At 45.3% G+C, this 22,198-nt stretch carries 18 protein-coding genes; 14 read left to right on the forward strand and 4 right to left on the reverse strand.

What is annotated here, in order from left to right:
- Nucleotides 1-263 precede the first annotated feature (263 nt).
- From ABEW34_RS17065 to ABEW34_RS17100, 8 genes are all read left to right on the forward strand, one after another.
- On the forward strand, nucleotides 264-1,217 hold the full coding sequence (locus ABEW34_RS17065; protein ID WP_430160362.1) for a hypothetical protein: 954 nt from the start codon (nucleotides 264-266) through the stop codon (nucleotides 1,215-1,217).
- A gap of 201 nt (nucleotides 1,218-1,418) precedes the next feature.
- The gene (locus tag ABEW34_RS17070; RefSeq protein ID WP_430160363.1) at nucleotides 1,419-5,777 is read left to right on the forward strand and encodes an Ig-like domain-containing protein; all 4,359 of its coding nucleotides are present in this window, start codon (nucleotides 1,419-1,421) and stop codon (nucleotides 5,775-5,777) included.
- A 318-nt stretch (nucleotides 5,778-6,095) separates the two neighbouring features.
- Nucleotides 6,096-8,807 (forward strand): stalk domain-containing protein, encoded by a 2,712-nt coding sequence (locus ABEW34_RS17075; protein WP_430160364.1) that lies wholly within the window; start codon nucleotides 6,096-6,098, stop codon nucleotides 8,805-8,807.
- A gap of 203 nt (nucleotides 8,808-9,010) precedes the next feature.
- Nucleotides 9,011-10,171 carry a sensor histidine kinase gene (locus tag ABEW34_RS17080; protein ID WP_056036892.1) on the forward strand — a complete coding sequence of 387 codons (1,161 nt, stop codon included), beginning with the start codon at nucleotides 9,011-9,013 and terminating at the stop codon, nucleotides 10,169-10,171.
- Between the two features lie 8 nt (nucleotides 10,172-10,179).
- Nucleotides 10,180-10,908 carry a response regulator gene (locus tag ABEW34_RS17085; RefSeq protein ID WP_056036894.1) on the forward strand — a complete coding sequence of 243 codons (729 nt, stop codon included), beginning with the start codon at nucleotides 10,180-10,182 and terminating at the stop codon, nucleotides 10,906-10,908.
- A 568-nt stretch (nucleotides 10,909-11,476) separates the two neighbouring features.
- Nucleotides 11,477-12,094, forward strand: a complete 618-nt coding sequence (locus tag ABEW34_RS17090; protein ID WP_430160365.1) for a hypothetical protein — start codon at nucleotides 11,477-11,479, stop codon at nucleotides 12,092-12,094.
- Between the two features lie 188 nt (nucleotides 12,095-12,282).
- Nucleotides 12,283-14,376 carry a DEAD/DEAH box helicase gene (locus ABEW34_RS17095; protein ID WP_430160366.1) on the forward strand — a complete coding sequence of 698 codons (2,094 nt, stop codon included), beginning with the start codon at nucleotides 12,283-12,285 and terminating at the stop codon, nucleotides 14,374-14,376.
- Between the two features lie 47 nt (nucleotides 14,377-14,423).
- Nucleotides 14,424-15,302, forward strand: coding sequence for a ComF family protein (locus ABEW34_RS17100; RefSeq protein WP_430160367.1), 879 nt, complete (start codon nucleotides 14,424-14,426; stop codon nucleotides 15,300-15,302).
- Nucleotides 15,303-15,420: 118 nt separating this feature from the next.
- On the opposite strand, the gene ABEW34_RS17105 is transcribed toward ABEW34_RS17100, so the two are convergent.
- The 4 genes from ABEW34_RS17105 to ABEW34_RS17120 all read right to left on the reverse strand — a co-directional run bounded on the left by ABEW34_RS17105 (nucleotide 15,421) and on the right by ABEW34_RS17120 (nucleotide 17,878).
- Nucleotides 15,421-15,795, reverse strand: coding sequence for a hypothetical protein (locus tag ABEW34_RS17105; RefSeq protein WP_430160368.1), 375 nt, complete (start codon nucleotides 15,793-15,795; stop codon nucleotides 15,421-15,423).
- 9 nt (nucleotides 15,796-15,804) lie between these two features.
- Nucleotides 15,805-16,023, reverse strand: a complete 219-nt coding sequence (locus ABEW34_RS17110; protein WP_430160369.1) for a hypothetical protein — start codon at nucleotides 16,021-16,023, stop codon at nucleotides 15,805-15,807.
- A 9-nt stretch (nucleotides 16,024-16,032) separates the two neighbouring features.
- Nucleotides 16,033-17,142, reverse strand: a complete 1,110-nt coding sequence (locus ABEW34_RS17115; protein WP_430160370.1) for a hypothetical protein — start codon at nucleotides 17,140-17,142, stop codon at nucleotides 16,033-16,035.
- 202 nt (nucleotides 17,143-17,344) lie between these two features.
- Nucleotides 17,345-17,878 carry a sigma-70 family RNA polymerase sigma factor gene (locus ABEW34_RS17120; protein WP_430160371.1) on the reverse strand — a complete coding sequence of 178 codons (534 nt, stop codon included), beginning with the start codon at nucleotides 17,876-17,878 and terminating at the stop codon, nucleotides 17,345-17,347.
- Nucleotides 17,879-19,114: 1,236 nt separating this feature from the next.
- Between ABEW34_RS17120 and ABEW34_RS17125 the strand changes: the two genes are divergently transcribed.
- The 6 genes from ABEW34_RS17125 (at nucleotide 19,115) to ABEW34_RS17150 (ending at nucleotide 22,163) form a co-directional block, all read left to right on the forward strand.
- Nucleotides 19,115-19,408 (forward strand): hypothetical protein, encoded by a 294-nt coding sequence (locus ABEW34_RS17125; protein ID WP_430160372.1) that lies wholly within the window; start codon nucleotides 19,115-19,117, stop codon nucleotides 19,406-19,408.
- A complete protein-coding gene (locus tag ABEW34_RS17130; RefSeq protein ID WP_430160373.1) occupies nucleotides 19,405-19,647 on the forward strand; it encodes a hypothetical protein in 243 nt (80 codons plus the stop codon). The genes ABEW34_RS17125 and ABEW34_RS17130 overlap by 4 nt, the downstream gene beginning before the upstream one ends.
- A 26-nt stretch (nucleotides 19,648-19,673) precedes the next feature.
- A complete protein-coding gene (locus ABEW34_RS17135) occupies nucleotides 19,674-19,967 on the forward strand; it encodes a hypothetical protein (protein WP_430160374.1) in 294 nt (97 codons plus the stop codon).
- A 160-nt stretch (nucleotides 19,968-20,127) separates the two neighbouring features.
- Nucleotides 20,128-21,183, forward strand: coding sequence for a hypothetical protein (locus tag ABEW34_RS17140; RefSeq protein ID WP_430160375.1), 1,056 nt, complete (start codon nucleotides 20,128-20,130; stop codon nucleotides 21,181-21,183).
- 165 nt (nucleotides 21,184-21,348) lie between these two features.
- Nucleotides 21,349-21,834 carry a DNA polymerase III subunit gamma/tau gene (locus ABEW34_RS17145; RefSeq protein WP_430160376.1) on the forward strand — a complete coding sequence of 162 codons (486 nt, stop codon included), beginning with the start codon at nucleotides 21,349-21,351 and terminating at the stop codon, nucleotides 21,832-21,834.
- Nucleotides 21,835-21,875: 41 nt separating this feature from the next.
- Nucleotides 21,876-22,163, forward strand: coding sequence for a hypothetical protein (locus tag ABEW34_RS17150; protein ID WP_430160377.1), 288 nt, complete (start codon nucleotides 21,876-21,878; stop codon nucleotides 22,161-22,163).
- The last annotated feature ends 35 nt before the right edge of the window (nucleotides 22,164-22,198 follow it).

Here is a 22,198-nt window from a genome sequence, read left to right on the forward strand (position 1 = left end):
TGGGTGGCCTACGTGCCCCTCGATCTATTCAAGGGGTGTTTTTATATGAAAATATAGGTCTAATATTCGGCCGATAAGTATTTTGAAAAGTGTTTTTTTATTTATCATTTTTTAAGTCCATACTAAGGGGAATTAAAATGGATTAAATTCCTTGACTACTTAATATCTATTCGTCTATTATTCAATTACATAATCTAAATTTAGGATATTACTTATATAATCCCTTATTTGGATTATGAGTATGATTGAGAGGCGGAATTAACTTGAAAATAAATGGAATAGGAAAGAAGCTAGTAGTTGCAAGTGTAGCTTCAACAATGTTTTTGTCTGGTGTTACTTTACCTAATGTAATTAAAGGCGATTTTAATTCGGCTGTTGTTGAAGCACATGGAGAAAGAATAACAATATTGGGCCCAGATGGTCTGTCGTATATGGTTGCATTTGTAAACGACCAACTGTGGCTTATGAGAGATGGATCTACTACATGGATTCAACAAATAACACCGCAAAGACTAGCAGGGAATGATTACAGGGATGCTTATTTAGTTGGAGCCAGTTTTAATGGGAATAATATAGTGGCCTCTGTAAGATGGCCAGGCCCGGGCTTAGTTACATACACTTCTACATTTTATAATGTTCCGTCTATTCCTGATCGTGTAGTCATTCAAGCGGAATACTTAGATCCCGCCCGTCCTCTTGCCTATATATCCATACCCGAGATTGGTCAAATCTCCAGATTTGAATATTACTATCAACTCGGTAATCAAGGGACATGGAATAAAATCGAAAAAATTTCAGTAGGTGTAAACGGCCCAGTTAGATTAGGAGGCTTTACAGTAGCTGAAAATGTAAAAATTAATGTTAGAGTTGATTCAATTGCTACAGGACAGACTGTAGCTAATGGGTCTTATGATTTAACTACTGTGCAAGTTCGTAATAAAAATCTTACAGGCCCTGACGGCAAGCTATATAAGCTCTCTATTTTAAATAATAAAACAATCGAAGTAAGGAATGCCCAAAACAACGTAATCGCTTCTTACAGCATTCCTAATCCTGTTATTGGTGATTTAAGCTCCTATCTAGCTCTTGATTATATGCAATATATGAATTGGGAAGGCAATGACTTAGTTGTAACTGCATTTGTTCGGAAGGTATCATTACAAACAGGGAGCTTTGTTACAGCAAGATTCAGTAATCTGACTGCTCTAAATCCATAAAGATTCCGAGCTTCTGGAACGGAAATTATTTAATTCATAATGTAGGGGACGTTACGAGAGATCGTAGCGTCTTTTTATTTTATAGCGAAAAAGATAGCAGATGATAATTAATTCATTGGAAATTATCCGGAAAACCTACATTTTCGGCGCTCAGAAGCCGACAAATAAGGTACGAGTGTAAATTTTTGGGGAGTGAATGAAATGAGTCGTTACAAAATTAGTATTCTTCTAGTATTCGTACTCTTGCTACAAATTGCATTGCCGCCAAGTAGCAGCCTTTTGACCAATGAAGTGCATGCGGCAGTCAACGGTCCTGTTATTACAAGCAAATCACCAGCTAATACTTTTGGAAATGTCGGACTCGGTGCGCCTCTTTCTTTTACTTTTGATGAAAGTGTAATAAAAGGAACAGGCCCTGCTTCAATTACTATCTACAATTATTCGAATAATACACCATTTGAGACGTTTAATGTTGCAACTAGCAATCGAGTTGCCATTGATGCTACCGGAAGAACGGTTACGGTACAGCCAAGTACTTCTTTTGCTGTAGGTACCGAATATTATGTATTCATTGACCAGGGCGCATTTGTAAATGCATCCAATGGCGCGAATTTTAGCGGCATTTCCAATGCTGCGGATTGGAACTTCAGAACCGTAAGTCAGGTTGACAGTACACCTCCAGACTTACGGTCTGCGGTGTCGCCTGCTCCTGAATCGGGCGGGGCGCTCATTACAACTACAATAACGATCCCATTTAATGAAAACGTATATACGACATATGGGGCGATTACGCTGGTATCTGCTCCAAGCGCAACAGCTTATGACTCTAGAGAAATAGCGGTCAATTCCGCTCAGGTAGTGGGCAGTGGCACTTCCACTCTGACGATTAAACCTTCTGAGGCGCTCTATCCGAATACGACCTATACAATTACGATTCCTAGTCATGTCATTCAAGACAGCTCGGGCAATCGCTATGCCGGAACGACATGGCGTTTTACAACTGCGCCAGCGCCAGTTAATGCAACGGGCTTAACGCCTGGAAATTCCGCGACTTCTGTCGGAGTAAGCAGTTCTTTTAGCATTAGCTTTGATAAAAATGTGAAAGCGAACTCTCAGAAATACATAAGCCTCGTGCGCGTAAATGATAATTATGCGGATCGCTATCAGGCTACAGATACGTCCCGTGTAAGCGTTAGCGGAAATACCGTTACCGTTACGCCTCCGAAGCTGCTCGCAAACACCCGCTATTATATTTTAATCGATGCAGGAGCCTTCGCAGACAGTACGACTGGGGACTGGTTCCAAGGTATATCCAATGCTGCTACGTGGAGCTTTACGACGAGTCCAGGCGATGAGACTGATCCACCACGGATTCAGAGCACATATCCTGCCCATACGGCAGCAATCGGTACCCTTAACTCCAGCATTGAAATTAACTTTACGGAGCCGGTTTATCCGAGCGCAGGCAATATAGAAATTCGCAACTCGAACAATACGATTTTTGCCACTATTCCCGTAACTTCAAGCTATGTAACGGGTGGCGGAACGAGCAAAATTACGATTAACCCGAATAAGACCTTTATTAACAACTCGCAGTATTATGTGGTTATTGGCAGCAGTGCTTTCCGTGATGCGGCGGGGAACTATTTTGCCGGAATTACAGCAAACAGCTGGACGTTCAGGGTAACTCAAGATACGGTTAGGCCAACAATTGAGTCGCAATATGCTGTTAATAATACGCAAAATGTACTTACAGATGCGTACTTCTCCGCTATTTTCAGCGAGACTATAGTAAAAGGCACGGGTACGATTACAATTAGATCAGTTACACCAGCGCCTGGCGTAGTCGATATTCCAGCTAATTTCTATATTAATCCAGACAACAGCCGTCAACTAGTCATCACGCTTCCAACGGGAACGACGATGGCTCCGAACACGAATTATTATATCGAGATTAGCCCAACAGCAATCTATGATTTGTCGGATAATGCATTTCTAGGTATTCAGAATGCTTATCAATGGGCTTTTAAAACAATAGGTATTGATACGACGCCTCCTGCTGTTAGCAAGATGGAAGTCAAAGGCTCAACTATCGTAATGACCTTTAACGAGGATCTTAAAGCAAGCTCTGTCCCGGCCTTAAGCAGCTTCTATATTACGGTTAATGGCGAGCGGCGTGAATTGCTGTCGGCTGCTGTATCGGGAAGTACCGTTACGCTGACGTTAGCAGGGACGCTCGTTAATATCCAGACAGTCAAGCTTTCCTATTCCAAGCCTACGACGACAACTGGGGGTATACAGGATCTCGTTGGCAATCAGGCGGTAAGCATTGCAAATCAGGACGTGGCATTTGCAGTAGATGCTGCAGCGCCAACGCTTTCCAGCGGAACGGCAACAGGCAGCGTTGTGACGCTTACATTCAATAAAGCGCTGGCTTCCGTCAATAATTTGGCGTATCAGCAATTCCGCGTCAATATTGGTGGTGCCTCCTATACACCGACGGCTATTAGTATTAATGGCTCGGTTGTCACGATGAGCGTAAATGCGACGATTGCCAATCAGTCCGTGTACGTCTCTTACACACCAGGCAGCTATCCGCTTAAAAGTACGGATGGAGCCAATGTGGCCGCTTTTAGCAGCTACTACATTACAAATACGGTTGATGTAACAGCTCCAACGCTGCAAGGTGTATATGCAAATGGCAGCATCATAACGCTTAGCTATAACGAAACGCTGAGCACGAGCGCTATTCCGCCTGTGAGCAGCTATACAGTCAGCGTGAATGGCAGCCTTCGTTCGATCGTGCAAATATCGGTGTCCGGCAGCCAAGTGCTGCTTACACTAAGCTCGGCCATTAGCTCAAGTGATACGATCTATGTATCGTACAATATGTCTTCACCAAGAGTGGTGGATCTGGCCGGGAATGCAGCAGCAAGCTTTTCGACTCAGAAAGCATCTATGGGATCTGCAAATAGCTCGCTTTACTCAGCAGTCATTAAAGGAAATTCGCTTGTGCTTACATTTGGAGAAACGATGAATAGCTCCTACGTGCCCTATACAACGCAATTTTCCGTTATGGCGGGAAGCTCGACAGCTTCAGTTACAGGCGTATCGATTAGCGGCTCCACAGTTACGCTGACGCTTGCAACGGCGATTGCTTCGACGAGTTCGGTGACCTTTAGCTATTATGCTTCAGGAACGACGCTTCGTACTTCATCAGGCAAAATCATAGAGAACATTTTGAGCCAGTCTGTCACGAACAGCTCGTCCATCATTGATTTGATTCCGGGAGAGTTCACCCAATCGTCTGATGGCGGTGTTCTCATGACAAGCGGTGCTTTTACAAAGACGTCGTATCAGACCGCTTCAGGCAGATCGTCAGTGAAATATTCCATTTCAGCGGAGAAGCTCGCTCCTGCCTATCAGGCGGCAAGAACGGCCGGCCTTACGAAATCGCGAATTATTGTAGAGATTCCGAATTCTGAAAATGCGGCTGTCGTAGCTGTACCACTGTCTACGCTGCTCAATGCGAGTTCTATCAATACGAATCCGTTTTTTGTTGTAAAATATAATGGCACATCGTATGAAATTCCGCTCGGTGCCTTGAATTATTCCAAGCTTACAAGCTCCGTCGGAACAACGGGCGAGCTATTAATTGAGCTTGAGCTTGGCACCACATCGCTTACATCGGCATTGACGAATAGGCTGAATCTATCAACGATCTCACTCTTATCGGGAATTGTTCATTTTCAGCTCTATGCAGTTAGTGGTACAATGAAAAGCGAGATTACAGAGCTTAACAGCTATGCGACTTTAAGCGTAGATACATCGTTGGCTGTGACGAGAAAAAATACAGCAATCGTGCGGGTTGACCCTGTTGCGGGTGCATTGACCTACGTACCGACGATATTTTCCACGTTGAATAACAAGACGGTTGCTACTTTTAGAAGCAAAAGCATCGGCGCTTTTGCATTAGTTAGCAATTCTGTCAGTCTTATTGATATTAGTAGTCATTGGGCTGGCCCAACTGCGCAGTCACTTGCCAACAAAAATATTGTTGCAGCGCGCACAGGCAATCAGTTCGTTCCAGACAAGCCTATTACCCGCGGTGAGTTCGCAACTTATATTGCGAAGGGATTAGGGCTTTCAGGCAATAAGGCAGCAGCAGCCAAATATTCAGACGTTAATATTGGCACGGAGCTTGCCGCCTATATTGGAGCAGCATCGGAAGCAGGCATCGTGCTTGGCTATACGGACGGAACATTCAAAGCAGATAAATATATTCAACGCCAGGAGATGTCGGCAATGATGACGCGCGCAGCAAGTGCAGCTGGCGCCACCATTCAACTGCCATCTTCAGCCTCTACGTATTTGCAGCCATTTACTGATCGCAACAGCATCAGCTCATGGGCGCGTACGGATGCGGCAAAAGCGATTTATACCGGCGTAATCGGCGGTAAAACGACTAAAATCTTTAGTCCTTTGACGAATGCAACCCGGGCAGAAGCAGTCGTCATGATCAAGCGCTTGTTAGAGCATATTCAATTTCTAAACACGTAGTAAATTGGTACCAGCCCCGGGACACCTTGCATAAAGGTTGTACGGGGCTTTTTTGTAGCTATAAACAAATTTGGAATTTCATTCACTTGAGAGAGGACTGATGCCGCAGCGACAGGCGTTCACAGCAAGAAGCAGGATCAGAGACGAACGCTGTTGCCATACGACAAAATTCGCAAAAATCGGAAGATTAGCGGAACTTTTTGCACCTTTTTATAGTCTATATTTAATAGGCTTAGTAGATTAGGCTGCTGCTGCCATCCCTTTTTCATATTTTCGACAAGGATGGAGCGGGCCTGAGATGGGAGAGTTGCAAAAATAATGCGCAAGTTAGTAAGAGGATACGACCAAGGTAACCGCGGAATAGGCAAAAAGGTAGCTATTGTTATAATCGGAGGAGCGTTGCTCCTGCATCCAATTTCAGAGCTTGCCCCGGCAAGCTGGAAGATGCTAAAAATAGAAACGGCCGCAGCTGCGAGCAGCGGAACGCTTAAACAACTGCAGCAGTCCTACGTGACATCAGGCGCGGAGCGAATCGATTATCTTTGGACGACAACACGCAGTGGCAGAACGGCGCAAGCGAACGTCCATGTCATTGAAGTCGATCTCACGAATAAATATGTGCAACTGAATGCGCTGAGCGGCAAAAACAATACGATCGGCGATCGCGATACGATTTTGAATATGGCGAAAACGAGTGGAGCGGTAGCTGGCATTAACGGTGACGTATATGTGACCACGGGCGAAGGCTCGCCGATGGGGGCGCAAATTACTAGCGGAACGCTCATGACGACGCCGATGCAAATTAAGGGCATGTATGCTTTTGGAGTCACGAAGGACCGCCAGCCGAAAATCGACAGCTACAGCTTCAGCGGAACGGTTACGTCTGCAAGCGGAGCGACTTTCACCCTTTCAGGCATTAACCAGTCGTCTTATACGCCGGAGAGCGGAGACTCCACCTATAGCCACGCCAACACGATGTATATCTACACAAGTGCATGGGCTGGCTCGGAGCGTCCGAAAAATTCCGCCGCATTGCCGACCGAAGTGCTTGTTCGCAATGGAGTAGTTGAGCAGATTTCCGATGGGACTGCGCTTGCGATGGCTGCACCTAAAGACGGATATATTTTACGTGCCAACGGCACAGCAGCTAAATTCATCCGCGCCGAGATCAAGGTCGGAGACAAGCTGAAATCGGACTACTCTTTAGTTTCCCAAACGACTGGAAGCAAAGTAGATCCGAATCAATTCGAAATGATGGTTAGCGGGCATACGATTTTGGTTAATAATGGGGCAGCATCGGCATTCTCGCGCAGCATTACAGGTGTTAGCGGAGCGGCATACCTTTCCCGTTCAGCCGTAGGCTATTCCAAGGATGGTACGAAGGTATATCTGATTACCAGCGAACAGTACGGAGACAGCAAGGGCGTGAATTTGGCGGAGCTGCAGCAGATTATGGTGAAGCTTGGCGTCTACAAAGGCATAAATCTGGATGGCGGCGGTTCAACAACGATGATCGAGCGCCCGCTCGGGCAGTTTGCTCTGCAATCGGCTCATTCTACGACTTACGGTACAACGATGCGCAGTGTCGCGAGCGGAATAGGCGTGTTTTCGACAGCGCCTAAAGGTGAAGTCAAGGGTATTACAGTAAGCGGCACGAATGCCTTGCTCATTGGGCAGCAGGCGACCTTTACGGTAAAAGGGTACGATACCTATTACAACCCGGTAGCGGTTGACGGCACCAATGCCAAATGGAGCAGCTCCTCGGCGGTGGGCACCTTCAAGGGCGCGGACTTTACGGCCACAAAAGCGGGCTCTACTACTATTAGCGTCAAATCGGGCTCGGCGAGTGCTACATACCAGGTAGATGTGGTCGGACAAGATCAGATTGCGTCCATGACGATTGACAGTGCAGCAGGCATGCTTTCCAAAGGAGCAACTGTCTCGGTGCCAGTAACGATGACCTTGAAAAATGGCAAAAGCTATAAGCTGAGCGGCGATTCACTTAAATGGGAGTTTGTAGGCTTTACCGGCAAAGTATCGGGCGATATGCTTACGGTGCAATCAGTCGATGAAGGCGCAACGACAGGCTATGCCATCGGTCGCTATGACGGCTATCCGACGATGCTCCCGCTTACGCAGGGAGGCTCGGAGAAGGCGCTTGAGGATTTTGAAAATGTGAACTATGGCATTTCGACGCAGCTAACTCCGTCCACGACGACTAAGGGCAGCGTCAAGCTGACTAGTGATCTGGCAGGCCAGACATCGGCTAAGGCTTTGCAGCTGACGTATGATTTTAGCGCAGGAACAGGGACGAAGGCCGTCTATGCTGTGTTTAACGGCACTTCCGGTAAATCGATTGAAGGCTCGCCAACTGCCATGACGCTTGATGTTTATAGCGATAAGAGCCTTAACTGGCTGCGGGCGGAGTTCACCGATGCCGATGGCGAATCGCATCTGGTAGACGTGGCGAAGCAGCTCAATTGGAGTGGCTGGAAGACGGTGAAGGCGGATTTGTCGTCTTATGGCATGAAATATCCGATCAAGCTGAAGCGGGTCTACGTCGTTACAATCGCGGAGGGCGCAGATGAGCGTGCGGCAACCGGCACGATTGGCATTGACAATATGAAGCTGCAATATCCAGGAGAAGCCGTATCTTCCCAAGCGAAAAACATTGTCATGACGATTGGCAGCAAAGCTGCTTCTATCGGAGGCAAGGCGACAACGCTCGACGTGACGCCAATTACGCTAAAGGGAACAACCTACGTTCCAATTCGTTTCGTATCCGAAGCGCTTGGAGCCAATCTGCAATGGGACAATAAGCTGAACCGGGTAACGGTATTTGATGGTGCCCATTTGCTTGAGATGGTTATTGGTAAAAAAGAAATCGTGGCGAATGGCAAGCGTTCCACGACAGAGGTTGCGCCTATTGTGCGGAACAATCGGACGCTCATTCCTATTCGACTATTTTCCGAGCAGTTGGGACTTAAGGTAGGCTTTGATAATAGCACGAAGAAAATCACCATTAACTAGGGAAGAGTTCTAGACCGGGATTGCAGGAGCGGGAGCGGGAAACAAAGGATATTCGCCCGGGATCATTGGGTAATAACTCCTCTATTCCCTCCCGTTCCCGCAGCATCTGGCAGCTAGAGTTGAAGGCCAAGGAGGCGGCGGACTATGCAATTGTGTTATGATAGTCTAAAAGAACCTTCTATTGGAAAGGTTGCCGAATTTTTATGGATCAACATATTTTAGATATCAACCGTGTCATTACGAATGCGACGCAGGTCATGGAGGACAGCAAATTTCAGATTTTTGAAATTTGTGAGGCTGCACGCGCTGAATTGGAATCACTTGAGCAGGAGCTCGAAGTGGTTATTCAGGAAACGGTAAAGACAATTGAACGGGTCGATCAGCTTGAGCTGGATTATCGGCAGGCAAGAATCCGTTTAACGGAAGTTAGCCGTGATTTCGTCAGATACAAGGAAGAGGATATTAAATCCGCATACGAAAAAGCAACGCAGATTCAGCTCGATTTAATGGTTTGCCGCGAGAAGGAAACCTATTTAAAATCGAGACGCGATGATTTGCAAAAGCGCGTGCGCAATGTAGAATCCTCGATTGAGCGTGCAGAGATGATCGCTTCACAAATTAATGTCGTATTGGAATATTTGTCGGGCGACCTCAATCAGGTCACGCGTATTTTAGAATCCGCGAAAACAAGGCAGCTGATTGGCCTGAAGATTATTTTAGCCCAAGAGGAAGAGCGCAAGCGTATAGCCCGTGAGATCCATGACGGACCGGCGCAATCCCTTGCAAATATTGTCATGCGTACGGAAATTGCAGAAAGAATGTTTCTAAAGAAGGAATTTCAGCTAGTACAGGACGAATTAGTAGATTTAAAGGGTCAGGTTCGTCTAGGACTCGAGGAAATTCGCAAAATTATTTTTAATCTGCGTCCAATGGCGCTTGATGATTTGGGACTTGTACCTACGCTGCGCAAGTTTGTACAGGACTTTGAAGAGAAAACAAAAATACATACTGTATTTGATCTTACGGGCAGAGAGATACGGATGCCTTCCGCCATGGAAGCTGCTATTTACCGTTTGGTCCAAGAAGCCTACTCCAATGCGCTTAAGCATGCTAATGCCTCTTACGTTACTCTAGACATGGTTTATACCTCAGATTCAGTTACAATCACCGTATTCGACAATGGTAGTGGATTCCAACAAGAGCTTATCCAGGTGCATAACGGAGACAACTCGCATTTTGGGTTAGTTGGCATGCAGGAAAGGATTGATCTCTTGGAAGGGAAGATGGATATAGACTCAAATTTAGGAAAAGGCACGAAGATTATATTTAAAATCCCTATTACAGCGGAGAATAGAAAGGAGTAAGATGACGGATGAACCAAAGCGCACCTAACCATAAACGTAAAATTAAAATTTTGCTTGCTGACGATCATCAGCTTTTTCGTGAAGGATTGAAACGTATTTTGAATATGGAGGAGGACCTGGAGGTCATTGGCGAATGCGGTGACGGTATTCAGGTGCTCGAATTTTGCAATCATACCATTCCGGAAATCGTCCTGATGGACATCAATATGCCGATTGAAAATGGGGTCGTAACGACCGAGCGGCTTAAGACGATTTTCCCAGATGTGAAGGTTATCATTTTGTCGATTCATGATGATGAGAGTTATGTATTCGAGACGCTTCGCAAAGGAGCGACAGGCTACCTGCTGAAGGATATGGAGGCAGAGGCCCTCATTAACGCTATACGCTCCGTAGTTAACGGACATGCTTACATACATCCTAAAGTCACAGGCAAGCTGATCAACCAGCTGCGTCGCATGACGTATTTGGATGAAATGGGTGTCGTATCTGGCGCAGCAGCAGCCAAAGAGCCAGGCGTGAAATTTGTCGCTGGCGATGATAATCCATTAACGCGTCGTGAGGCTGAAGTATTACGCCTGATGGCTGAGGGTAAAAGCAACAAGCTCATCGGTGAATTTCTATTCATCAGCGAAAAAACGGTTAAAAACCACGTCAGCAGCATTTTGCAAAAAATGGAGGTTGATGATCGTACGCAAGCCGTTATCAACTCCATTAAGTTTGGGTGGGTTACGCTGTAGCCGTTCAAGCCTAAAGTGAGCGAAAGTGTGCTGCATAGTGCCGCTAAAGGTGTCCGAAGGACCAAGCTTTGGTGGCTGGCAGCAGCTTATTAAATAGATAATTCTAGTATCAGAAGCGAATGATGATACAAGGGAAAAATAAATAGGCAGAAAAGAAGAGCTCCCGGGACCATAGTCATATGGCCGGGAGCTTTTTTTATGGCGAGAAGGGTTTTGCACAGGGGATTATTTTTTTCCCCGAGAGCTATGCGCTTGTCCGCTAATGGTGGAACCACTAGGCGCCCGCAGGCATATAATGCAGAACAAGACAGGTTAGGGCAGCAGTGCATCTGCTGGGGCACCTGGATGGCCTGAGAAGTTAGCCGAGGGTGGCAAAAATGGCTGTCAAGGAAGTAGAAGCTTGGAGCAAAGGATTATTGGAATACAGCCATGGGCAGGTGCCGAGAAAGGTGTAAAAATGATGGGCTTATTTTATAGGGAAATCGGCTCGTTATGCCGAGTATTCCTTTGGAGACGCACATAGGAAAAAGGAAACAAGCATTGAATTATTTTCAGGAGGTGCGGTGCCATGATCAACATTTTTTTGATAGTCGTGGGCTGCTATGTGCTGGCGGGCTTCTTCGTACATGCAGTTTACCGCTGGAAACGCCATAAACGGCGTTCTGCCAGACATTATGTGCTGCTTGCAAATCCCCAGCATTCTAATATGGAACGGATGATCCGATCCTTCTTCTCGTTCTCGCGCTGGATGGGCGTAGATGTTCAGTTGACTGTCGTAGATGCTGGACTCAGTGAGCAAACAAGGGAAATTATAGAGCGGTTGAACCGAGCAGATGGAGGAATCAACCTATACGTGGATCGCTATAATGAAGTTGAATCGACCTTGATTATTTCAGAGGAAGGGCGAGCAGGTGTGAGTAGAATGCAGCATTTAAGTGAGCATGGATTAGAGGGAATGGAACCTGGCGTTGAAACGGAAAACCGGCTATTGGAGCAGGACACAGATTCCAAGCTAAAGCCGGATTATGCGACTAAGCGTAAGCTGAACAATCCGCAAAGCAAATCGAAACGAACAGCATCCAGTTTATTGTGGAGAATGCAGGCAGACGGAGTCATAACGAAAAATGAATACCCTGTCGTTATTGATTTGCAAAATCCAGAGGATTTATCCAAAATTCCTTTTTGAAGGGAAAGGGAAAGCCGTTGATAAAAGGCTGGCTATCTATTATAGTTACAATATAAAGAATGATATTTGCAGCTCGTTCATGATTCATTGCATTATACAATAATCAAGATGAAGCACATCTTCGATAACGCTTAGGCGTTGTTGAGATGTGCTTTTTTTGTGCTTCATTTGGGAAGGAGATGAGTTAAATGAAAATTTATATCTATCTTATGCTGAAATCCGCGCATTGGTCATGCCGAGTAACCATGAAGCCTGAGGTGGACGCCTCCTTCTGGTACGATGCGGAGAGATTGCTTTTATGGAAAATGTCGCTTCCTCTCGGTATAGCTTTGGATGTCGCTGAGCGTTTTAATGGAGCGGGATCAAATGCAATGAATGGAGACAAAAGAGAAGTGTGGGGAGGAATGAAAACAGCAAGGAGCAGTACCGGATATTCTATGTTTAATATTTTTAGAACATGGCTGGGTGAAGGCAGAATACATCTTAGTAACAGGGGAAGGGAGGGGACTGGCATAAGCAGTGGGGCTGTTGGTGAGAGGAGTGGGGAGAGCTTAGAAGGTACGAGTGAACAGTTGGCGTTAAGCCGCTTGGGAGAAATAATTAGTCAAGCTGCTGGTTTAATGCTTGGGCGGGAGGGGCTGGCGGAGCAGATGCCCGCCATGGACATGCGCGAAGCGCTCGCTGCGGATAGCCGCGAGTGGGAAGCAATGGCGCGAGTGGAACGCGCGCCATTGCAGGCGCTTGCCGCCGCCGCACAGCAGGCGGCAGCGGCGCTGCAAGGCCGTGCGCTGCTGCGCGGCGAAGCGCACGCACTGCTTGAAGGGACAGCGCCTGCGGCAGCTGTCCTTGCCGAGGACAAGGACGCTGTGCTGCAGCTAGCGTCCTTGCTGGGCTTGATACAGCTGCGCAGCGCTGTATCAATGAGGGCCAGCCGCGAAGCAGGCTGGCCACAGCGCGCACAGCGCGGACTTCGCTGCCTGCGCTGCGGCAGCGGGGAAGAGCAGCTGCACAAGGCACCCTGTGCAGCCTGCGGGAGTGAGGCATGCGCGTATTGCACCGCATGCCTCACAATGGGGCGCAGCCGCGAATGCGAGCTGCTTATATTAGGCGGAGCTGGCCTCGCCAGCAGCTCCGCTTCCAAGCTTTCGCCCCCAAAGCAGCGACTCGCGCGCTGGGGGCTAAGCCCTGCTCAAGCGGCGGCGGCAGAGTCCGCTCTATATTTTATAGAGCGTCCAGCTCCAAGCCGCTCAGCTTCTGAAACGTCTCGCGCTGCTTTAACCCCCATGCCGGACGCCAATCAAACCAGCTTCCTGCTATGGGCGGTCACCGGCGCTGGCAAAACAGAAATGACCTTTCCTCTTGTGGAGTCGGTTTTACTCCGTGGGGGCAAAGCATTAATAGCTACGCCGCGAAGGGATGTTGTGCTGGAGCTGAGTCCGCGCATTAGGAGGGCATTTCCGGAACACAATGTGGTCACGCTGTATGGCGGTAGCGAGCAGCGGTGGGAGCAAGGAGATATTACGCTTGCGACGACGCATCAGCTGCTTAGATTTAACCAAGCATTTGACTTAGTAATTTTAGACGAACTGGATGCTTTCCCATACCACAATGATCCCCAGCTTCATTATGCTGCGGAGAAAAGCTGCTTCCCAACAGGAAGAAGAGTGTTACTTTCAGCAACACCTCCGACCGAGCTGCAGCAGCTTGCACGGCGGGGCAGGCTTGCTCATGCGAGAGTACCTGTACGATTTCATCGCCACCCGCTCCCTGTTCCGAGGCTGCTCCGAACACCTAGCGTAGGACAAATGCTGGAAAAGCTTCAGCTTACGAGGCGCCTTCGAGAAGCGATGCTGTTTTCCTTGAAACGCGGAGCCCAGCTATTCGTTTTTGTACAGCGTATTTCGCAGGTCGAACGTATGGCAAAGCTGCTGCAGAGAGTGCTGAAGCAACCCGAAATAGCGGGTACCTCATCGCAGGATGCGGAGCGCGCCGACAAGGTACAGCGTTTTCGAGCAGGAGAAATTCGTATTCTGGTGACGACTAAGATATTGGAGCGCGGGGTAACCATTCCAAGAAGCGATGTTTTTATTTTGGATGCAGACGGACAGCTGTTTGATGAGGCCTCGCTTGTGCAGATGGCGGGGAGAGCGGGAAGATCCAGCGAAGACCCGTATGGCAATGTTATTTTTTGCGCCAAAGAGCGTACCCGTTCCCAAATGATGGCTGTCCATCATATTAAAAAGATGAATCGTATCGCACGAGCTAAAGGCTATCTCAGTTAGGGGAATGAGTATGATGGGGAAGTTTTGTAAAGGAGGCGAGCGTTGAGATGAACAGTATCACAATATACCGTTTAGGGCAGAAACTTGCTAACTTTATGGGAAATACATTGGGTTTGCTCGGCCCATCTGCCGAGCTTTGTCCATTATGCGGCAAAATCGCAAAGCCTCTGCAGCCAAGGGGGGTTGCTAAAGATCTAGCGAAACAAAGAATATTGTCGGCATCCTTTGCAAAGCTGATATGTGGAAATTGTTTGGAGAACATTCCTTGGATAAAAAGTATAAAATGCCGAATATGTGGTAGGGCTGTGGCGTGCCCTGACTGCATCAGGCGTAATGCTGCTGCCTTTGTTCTCAACAGGAGCGCGGTACAATATAGCGAGCAGATGCGGGAGCTTTTAGCTAAGTATAAATATCGCGGAAATGAAACGCTGGAGCCTTATTTAGGAGAAATGCTGCTATACCCTCTTACCGAAATGACTCGTGAGCTGACTGGAAGGCTTGGTATCCGGGCGGGAAGTCCATGGTCTAACATTTGGCACGCCATTACTTACGTGCCTGTTAGCGTCGAGAGGGCCGAGGAACGCGGCTTTAACCAGGCGGAAAGGCTGGCAGCATGGGTTTCCCAAAGCTGTGGGATCCCGCTAGTAAACTTATTGGCACGCCAAAAGCATTCAGCCAAGCAAAGCTTTAAAACGCGCTCGGAGAGAATGCGAGATATGCAAAATATTTTTGAAGTTGAACGGGAAGGGCTGGAAGGTTTGGTTCAATCCTCGTCCAAGTCTGTCTCACAAAACGCACCAATGAGGCTATTGCTTGTAGATGATATTTTTACGACAGGAAGTACCATTCAAGCTTGCTCGGAGACCATTCAAAAAGGGGTATTCTGCCCTTTAGAAATATACGCTCTAACTTGGGCACGTTCCTGAAGCCTATTAGAAACGTACTCTAAGTCAGTCCAAGCCAATACAAACAGCGTGTACCTTTATTTTTCAATACACGCTGTAAAGCCCCTTTTCCTTTACAATTTACCTTATTAATATCGTATTATTTCTCAGACTCAGCTTTAGGAGGCTGTGAAATACGCTCTTCTTCCGTTTCTTCTTCACAATACAAATAATCAGTGAAATCTTTCAAATGAATTTGCACATGATCTAAAAAACAATCCTGATCTGCCCGAATTTCATTTTCTAAAGCTTGCAGCTTGATTAGCAGTTGTTTGCTGATGGGAGGCTTAAACAATTCTTCTCCTTCATCGTAGCGTGACCACCATTTTTCGAACGTCTGAATCGTAAATGACTGATTAATGAAATGGCCACAATGGTTGCACCATAACATCAATGCTTTATCACATTCAGCTTCTTCCGGTGTGAAAGAAGACTTGTATCCGCAGTGGGGACATTTGTTCATGAATCCTACCATTTTATCACCTTATTTCCTTAGTTCTGCTTTGAAAAAGTTGAAGTAATCTTTATGAGCGCTTATCGGCTCGTATTGGATGCCATTATCAGCCGGATGGGGCTGAGTGTGAATAGCTTTGAGCTCTTGAATATCTTTGGGTATCCCGCTTGGGAAAGCAGCGCATGATGTCGTGGAACGATCATCTCTGTTAAAATGTTTGCAAAACACGCAAGGAATGGTTATATCCATAAGGGCCTCCTACCAGCCGGAACATTTATATCCGCCATATTGTTCATACCATTCCCATATTCTCGGATCTACAGGAACTCCGGTCATTTTTGCTGAAAACGTTTCTGCTATTAATTCAATGGGAAACCATTGTGTAGCATAGTTGCTTAAATTATTCGCGATATAGGAGGCCTCTCTATTGGATAGTATCGTCTGAGCGCCGTAATTATCGGGGTCCAGCATAGCTATACGGTAAAAGTCCGCTTCCCCTACATTTTGAAAATGCAGCCAGTGGCCCATTTCGTGCATAATGGTTCTTAGCCGAAAGGGCGAAGACTTTTGTCCTGCTTCATATTCTGCCTGTGTAATGGTAGCTGCATTAGTAAAGTCATAGGTATTACTAATGACAACTTCGCCAGTGGAAGAATTAAAATAGCCATTGGCACCTCTGCCGCTTTTAATATTTACGGTAAGCGGAAATCTTTTGATCATGGAAGCAAACTCTCCACATTGATTTAACAGCATGGCCAGAGCTTCTGTTACGTAATTGGCCGCATCAAGCTTGCGGGCAAAGTTGGTTTCAATGCCAAGATTCCGTGCCCACTCCTCGGCAGCAGCGACCGATGTAAAAGGCTGCCAGGTGACGGGAAGCTGTATCTCTCCTCCTACAGGCTCAGGGTGCTCTGGTGTTTCTGGATGGGGGTCAGGATAGCTACCTAAATCTGTTGTGCCAGTTAGCACCAGGTTTACATGCTCGTCAGTAAGAAGGTGAAACATAATATCCAACGTATTTGACTTGCCTAGTGTTGTATGATACTCAAAAGTGAAAGCAGTGCTTGCTGCAACGGGGAATGCTACTTGAAGATAGAGGCCTTCTTCATAGCTTTTACAATAAATACGTTTAGCTATAGTTTTCCCGCCTATTGTAAGATTCCAGTAATCCTTCGGGTCAGCATTTGATGCACGAATAGAAATCGCATAGAATTCAAGGTCGTTGGAAAAATGGAAGGTATCCTTAATAACTCTGACGCCATTTTGTTTAGCCGGAATGTTTATGGTTCTACCAATGAAGTTTGAAGAAGGTTTAGTTGGATGAAAAGGTGGGTCCAGCCTTCCGCCGACTATATATTGAGCGAACATGGTTATTCCCCCTCTGTAATAGTGATGATATTTTTGATAATGCCCAACATCCAAAGCCGAAAGTTGCAACGGCCCTTGACCTGTGGTAACATAATGAATATAGTTAACAAAGTTATGCGTGTTGTGGGTAAATATTAAAGTTTTTTAAGCCATCATTATGGTGATTTATGCTATAATGACATAGAATAGCTTTCTGAAAAAGTTAGGCAAACTCCTGGCATATCTTCTTAAGTTTGTTCATCGCACGGGAAGCATGGGACTTGTTCAAATCTAATAGATTAGAAATTTCAGTCGGCTTCATGTCCATACCCTCTTCGGTAAATAGCATATATTCAATAATTTTGCGTTCTTGTGGAGTGAAGCGAACCTTATTATTGAAATAATCATTTTTCACATCTGATATGTCATAACCCACTTCTTCTGTTTTATATGAAAAGCTATCAACCGAAGTACTATGTTCTTCATGCGCACCATCACAGAAGTTAACTAAAGTACTATGTTTGACGATCATTCTATTATTTTTGCGATAGTAGTCAAATACCGTTCTTTGAACAACCGTGTGAGCAAAAGTGAACAGATTTTTGTTTATTTTGCCTGTATGGATTGCATTCAATATACGCACGATAGACTCACTTTTAACATCAGCTCTGTCTTCGTAGCGCACATTTTTTAGAATATGGTTAAAAATAGGCGTGAGAGCGTTAATATCGAAGTTTTGTATGCTTGTCATGTTCATTAGTAGATCCTCCAGCTATTCGTATTTGTTTATTCGAGCGCAGCAAAGCAAGGGATAGCAGTTCTGGTGTGTGCAGCACCATTACTTTCCTTGAAATTTTGATATTTTCATTTTGGTTGAATCCTTTTATAGGTATAAAGATGTACGCAGCAGAATGAGGGCTGTGTTTTTTGCGTTTTCCTCCTTTTTTCTCCTTACTATTAGTTGTCGGAGGATGTTATATAATAGTTGCGTCTATTTTTTATTTATTTTTCCAAATAAGTAGATTTGCAACTTATAAATATGAATAAGTAGTTTCTTTAATTTTCTCTGTTTCTTTTCTTAAACATAGGAATGCTTTTTTTGGAGTACTTTTAATATCAAATCTTAAATTGTTAGGTAATTTAAATACCTTTTTATTTAAAAAAAAGAGAAAAAGTAAGTCTTTGTATCTACTCAAAGCACAATATTGATTCTAAGGTCATGCATTTTCTATTTTATATATCGGAAGGCCTGTTTGAAAATTGTATATGATGCTGAAAAAATATATTTAAATAAAAATGGATTTTATCCAACTTTTAAGGAAATTGAAATAACTCTAATTGGAAACAAGTGTTCTTATATTAATTTTAGCATAGGAACGTTTGTTCGGTCAATAGAGTGGTTTTACTACTATTTTGTTCGGAAGGGAGCTGTTTTCCCTATATTGAAAGAAGGGGGGATTGTAGTGAAATGCATGTGTGGTCGATTTATTACGCAGCAGGCCCGAGTATTGGCACGAGTATATCAGACTCCGTCGGAGAAATGCATTCATTGTTTGTCGGAAGTACTGTGTATCCCTTATGAGGAGCTGTTAAATCAATATATGGGAATATACGATTGCAGACCTTGTGCTCAAGACAAGAAGAAGGAAGAACTGCGCAGAAAGCTGCTAGGTTTAGGGTGAGTGTAATGGGAATGAAGAGGTGTACTTATGGACCTGTACGTCAAATGCATAAAATGTGAATTTCGCTACGTGACAGATAAGGCAAGGGAAAGCTTTGTAGCTGAGGGATTGCAAGGAGATGCGCTACTATGTCTGCACTGTATCGGGGAGTTAACCGGCAAAATGATGAATGCTATGGGATATCTCGTCAGATTGGGGGATATGGAGAGTCAGCATACGAGAACACAGGTTATGCCTAGAACGATAACGGGATGTCGGCCATGCATGAAGCGGAGGGGCGGATAAATGCTTTTGCAGAGAGGAGGGAAACAATGGCTGATTTTAATTATTCGCTAGGAGTGGTTGTGAGTGATGTCGACCGAATTGTTGGTGCGGTTAAGCGTATTGAACAGGCGATGCATCATGCTTCTCCTGCCAGTATTGATGTTCTTCGTAGAAATAAGGAACAGCTTGAACGCTTGTTAGCCTTTATTATGGGGCAAACGGTCAGTTCGCAGCTCAACTTACATGGTCTCATACAGGCGCATCGACAGTGTTTGCAAAGCTGCATAGATGCCGCCTATAACGATAAAAAAGACTATATTGGGAGGACTAGAATCGTATGACGTTGACTTTTGGAGACATCTATCATGTGTTGAAAGAAATGCAGCAGGGTGTAAGCGATATGGATGTAGATTTAGATCGAGTATTTCAGGATGAAGGTAAAGGTATCCTTTCAGATGAGCTTACCGCCATGCGTCAAAGCTACTTGAACCTTTATAATGCAGATATTTCTTTAACTTTAAATCTGAATAGTGTCCGAAAACAAGTAGATGTTTGCATGAAAAATATGGATGTATTTTAGCAGCCTGCAATGAAGGAGGTAGTATGATGGCAACGAACGGCATTATTAATATGGATGAGTTAGATGGCGAAGTAGTCGCTGAGTGTACTCAGCAGTTGGTCGGTTCAGGTTTGTTTATCTATAATGCCCATCATCCAAATGCCAGCCTTATTGTCGAGAATTTGGGTTTTGGTGATGTGTATGTAAGTGACAGGGAAGATGTCAGTGTTGGAGCCGATTCAATGCGCTTACTGTTTAGAGAACAGCTTGCAATTAGAGCAAACAAGTTATTTTTCACGTCCAACAGCCAGCCTGTTGTTTCTATTATCGAAGTGATGTGACGCTAATTTTAAAAATAATCATATTTAGTTAATTTGTACGCATGACGGTTATAAAGAAGCATACAACAGCTTATATTGTTTCACGAAGCATCACGAAACAGGATGTGACACCCCAATAGCATGATCTATTGAGGGAGAAAATAGAAGGAGGTTTTTTTAAATGGGAATTACAAAAAACAAGAAGATGTTGATTAAAGGTGCCGGCAAGTTTATGGCGAAGATTCCGAATTGCGATGATCTCGTTACAATCGGTACGCTTAATAATATGAAGCTGGACATCCAGCTTGATATGCAGGATATTGAAGGTGGAGATTCGAGTGTAGCGCTCGATACCCTTCTTCGGAAGAAAACGATTGATATTACAGCTGAGTCTGCTAAATTCGATCTAAACCTTGTCCGTCTTGTTCTTGGTTCCAAGCTGCGTGAGGGTGTGACAGGTTCAGCTTATAGCATGGTTACAGAAACGATTACGGTTCCATCGTCTGCTCCATATACAGCGCAGCTGTCCCAAGTCGCAGTTCCTTCCCCTGCTCCTAAAGCTTACGAAACCGTTGTAAACGGCCGTGATCTATCGCTTGACGTTACGGTATCGGGCAAGGATGTTGATTTTGATATGGCGCTTGCTGGCAAAGTGGTTGTCATTGTATATGCAACTGCACTGCCAGGCACGACACATGATGCAGATGGCTTCATCTGGGTTCTGGAAGAAAAACATACCGTGAAGCAAAATGGCAGCAGCTTTGAGGCTGATTTGGTATTCGGTTCCTCCCTGAATGTGGATCCGCAAATTTCAGTTCGTACTTTGGCAGGTAATAAGCTGCTGAAGAAAACAACGAATGCCTCCCCTGGCGAATACGAGTATAACGTATCTGGCGGCAAGTTGTCGTTTAACTCGGCATTGAAGGATGTTGATATTTATGTCAACTACAAACGCAATGAAGTTGTCGATATTTTGGATATTACAACGAAGGACATGCCGTTGACGGTTCATGTTGTACATGATGGCCAATTTGAGCAAAAGGATGGTTCGATTCAAGGTTTCCAAACCGAATTGTTCCAATGCCGCGTAAAATCCAACTTTACCCTTGATGCACAGCGTCAACAAGCTTCCACTCATAGTGTAACACTGACCGTTATCGATCCTGAACGTACGGATGGCAAGCTGGGAAGTATTAAACGCTACGAAGTAGGCTCTGTACAAGGTATTGACTGCTAATAATTAGAAGGCTCTCCTCGGAGGGTCTTTTTTTTACAATCAGATTGTTAAATTCGCATTTTATTTACTTAGAATGATGGATGAGGTGACTGCAAGGACCTCTCCCTCCTTGCAGGCCATCTACCTTTTATCAAACGTGGGAGAAATTAAAGGGGGGCGTTTTGAATGAGTGAACGTGAAACAGTTATTCCAAGAGCAAATGAAGAGGCAGAAGCATTGGCGAAAGCCACTGAGCAAGCAAAAGAGGTTGAAGCGGTAACGGAAGCGGAAGCAAAAAAAGAAGCGGAGAAAAAGGCAATTACGCAAGAGGAAGCAGATATTCGCGAGAAGGTCTTTTTTGAGGAAGACGAGAAGGTTCGGCTGCGTGATGGCAAAACCTATTCGATCCCGCCACTCGGACTTAAAGATGCACGCATGCTGATGAAGAAGCTGAATACGATTGAATCAGGTGTGATCATTGCAAATCTGATTCCTGATGGCGAAGATGACGAGGATCGTTATGATGAGCTTTTGAATGTTCTGCTAATGGCTTTTAAGCCTTACTACAGTTCAATGACTGTGGAACATTTGGAAGAATACGTTGATCTAGATAATGCGAAAAAGATTATCGACTGTATGATTGGTCTGAATGGGTTAAAAAAGTCCATGTAACTACTGAAGTAGAGGAAGAAGAGTACGACAATAAGCCGCCAGTGGATTGGGCGAATATCTTCTTCAAGCTTGCACACTATTGCCAGTTGGATAAATACGATGTGTGGAAGCTGACCCTACCGCAGCTGGGTTACTACCTTGAGCAATGCAATGAACACATACAGTTCACCATCAAAGTATCGACGATGTCCCTTGGCGGACTGTTCGGCGGGGGAGGCTCCTCTGATAGCGACGAGCAGGGGGAAGTAGTCAAAAAAGATGGCACTTATGTAGAGGGTTATAAAGTTGCTGACGCAGAAGATATGAATTTTCTTGCGCAGCTGCTATAAGCACGATTAGTCTCCTGTCTGCTCCTTCATGGAGG

The sequence above is a fragment of the Paenibacillus algorifonticola genome (assembly GCF_050481745.1).
Taxonomy (GTDB): domain Bacteria; phylum Bacillota; class Bacilli; order Paenibacillales; family Paenibacillaceae; genus Pristimantibacillus; species Pristimantibacillus algorifonticola_A.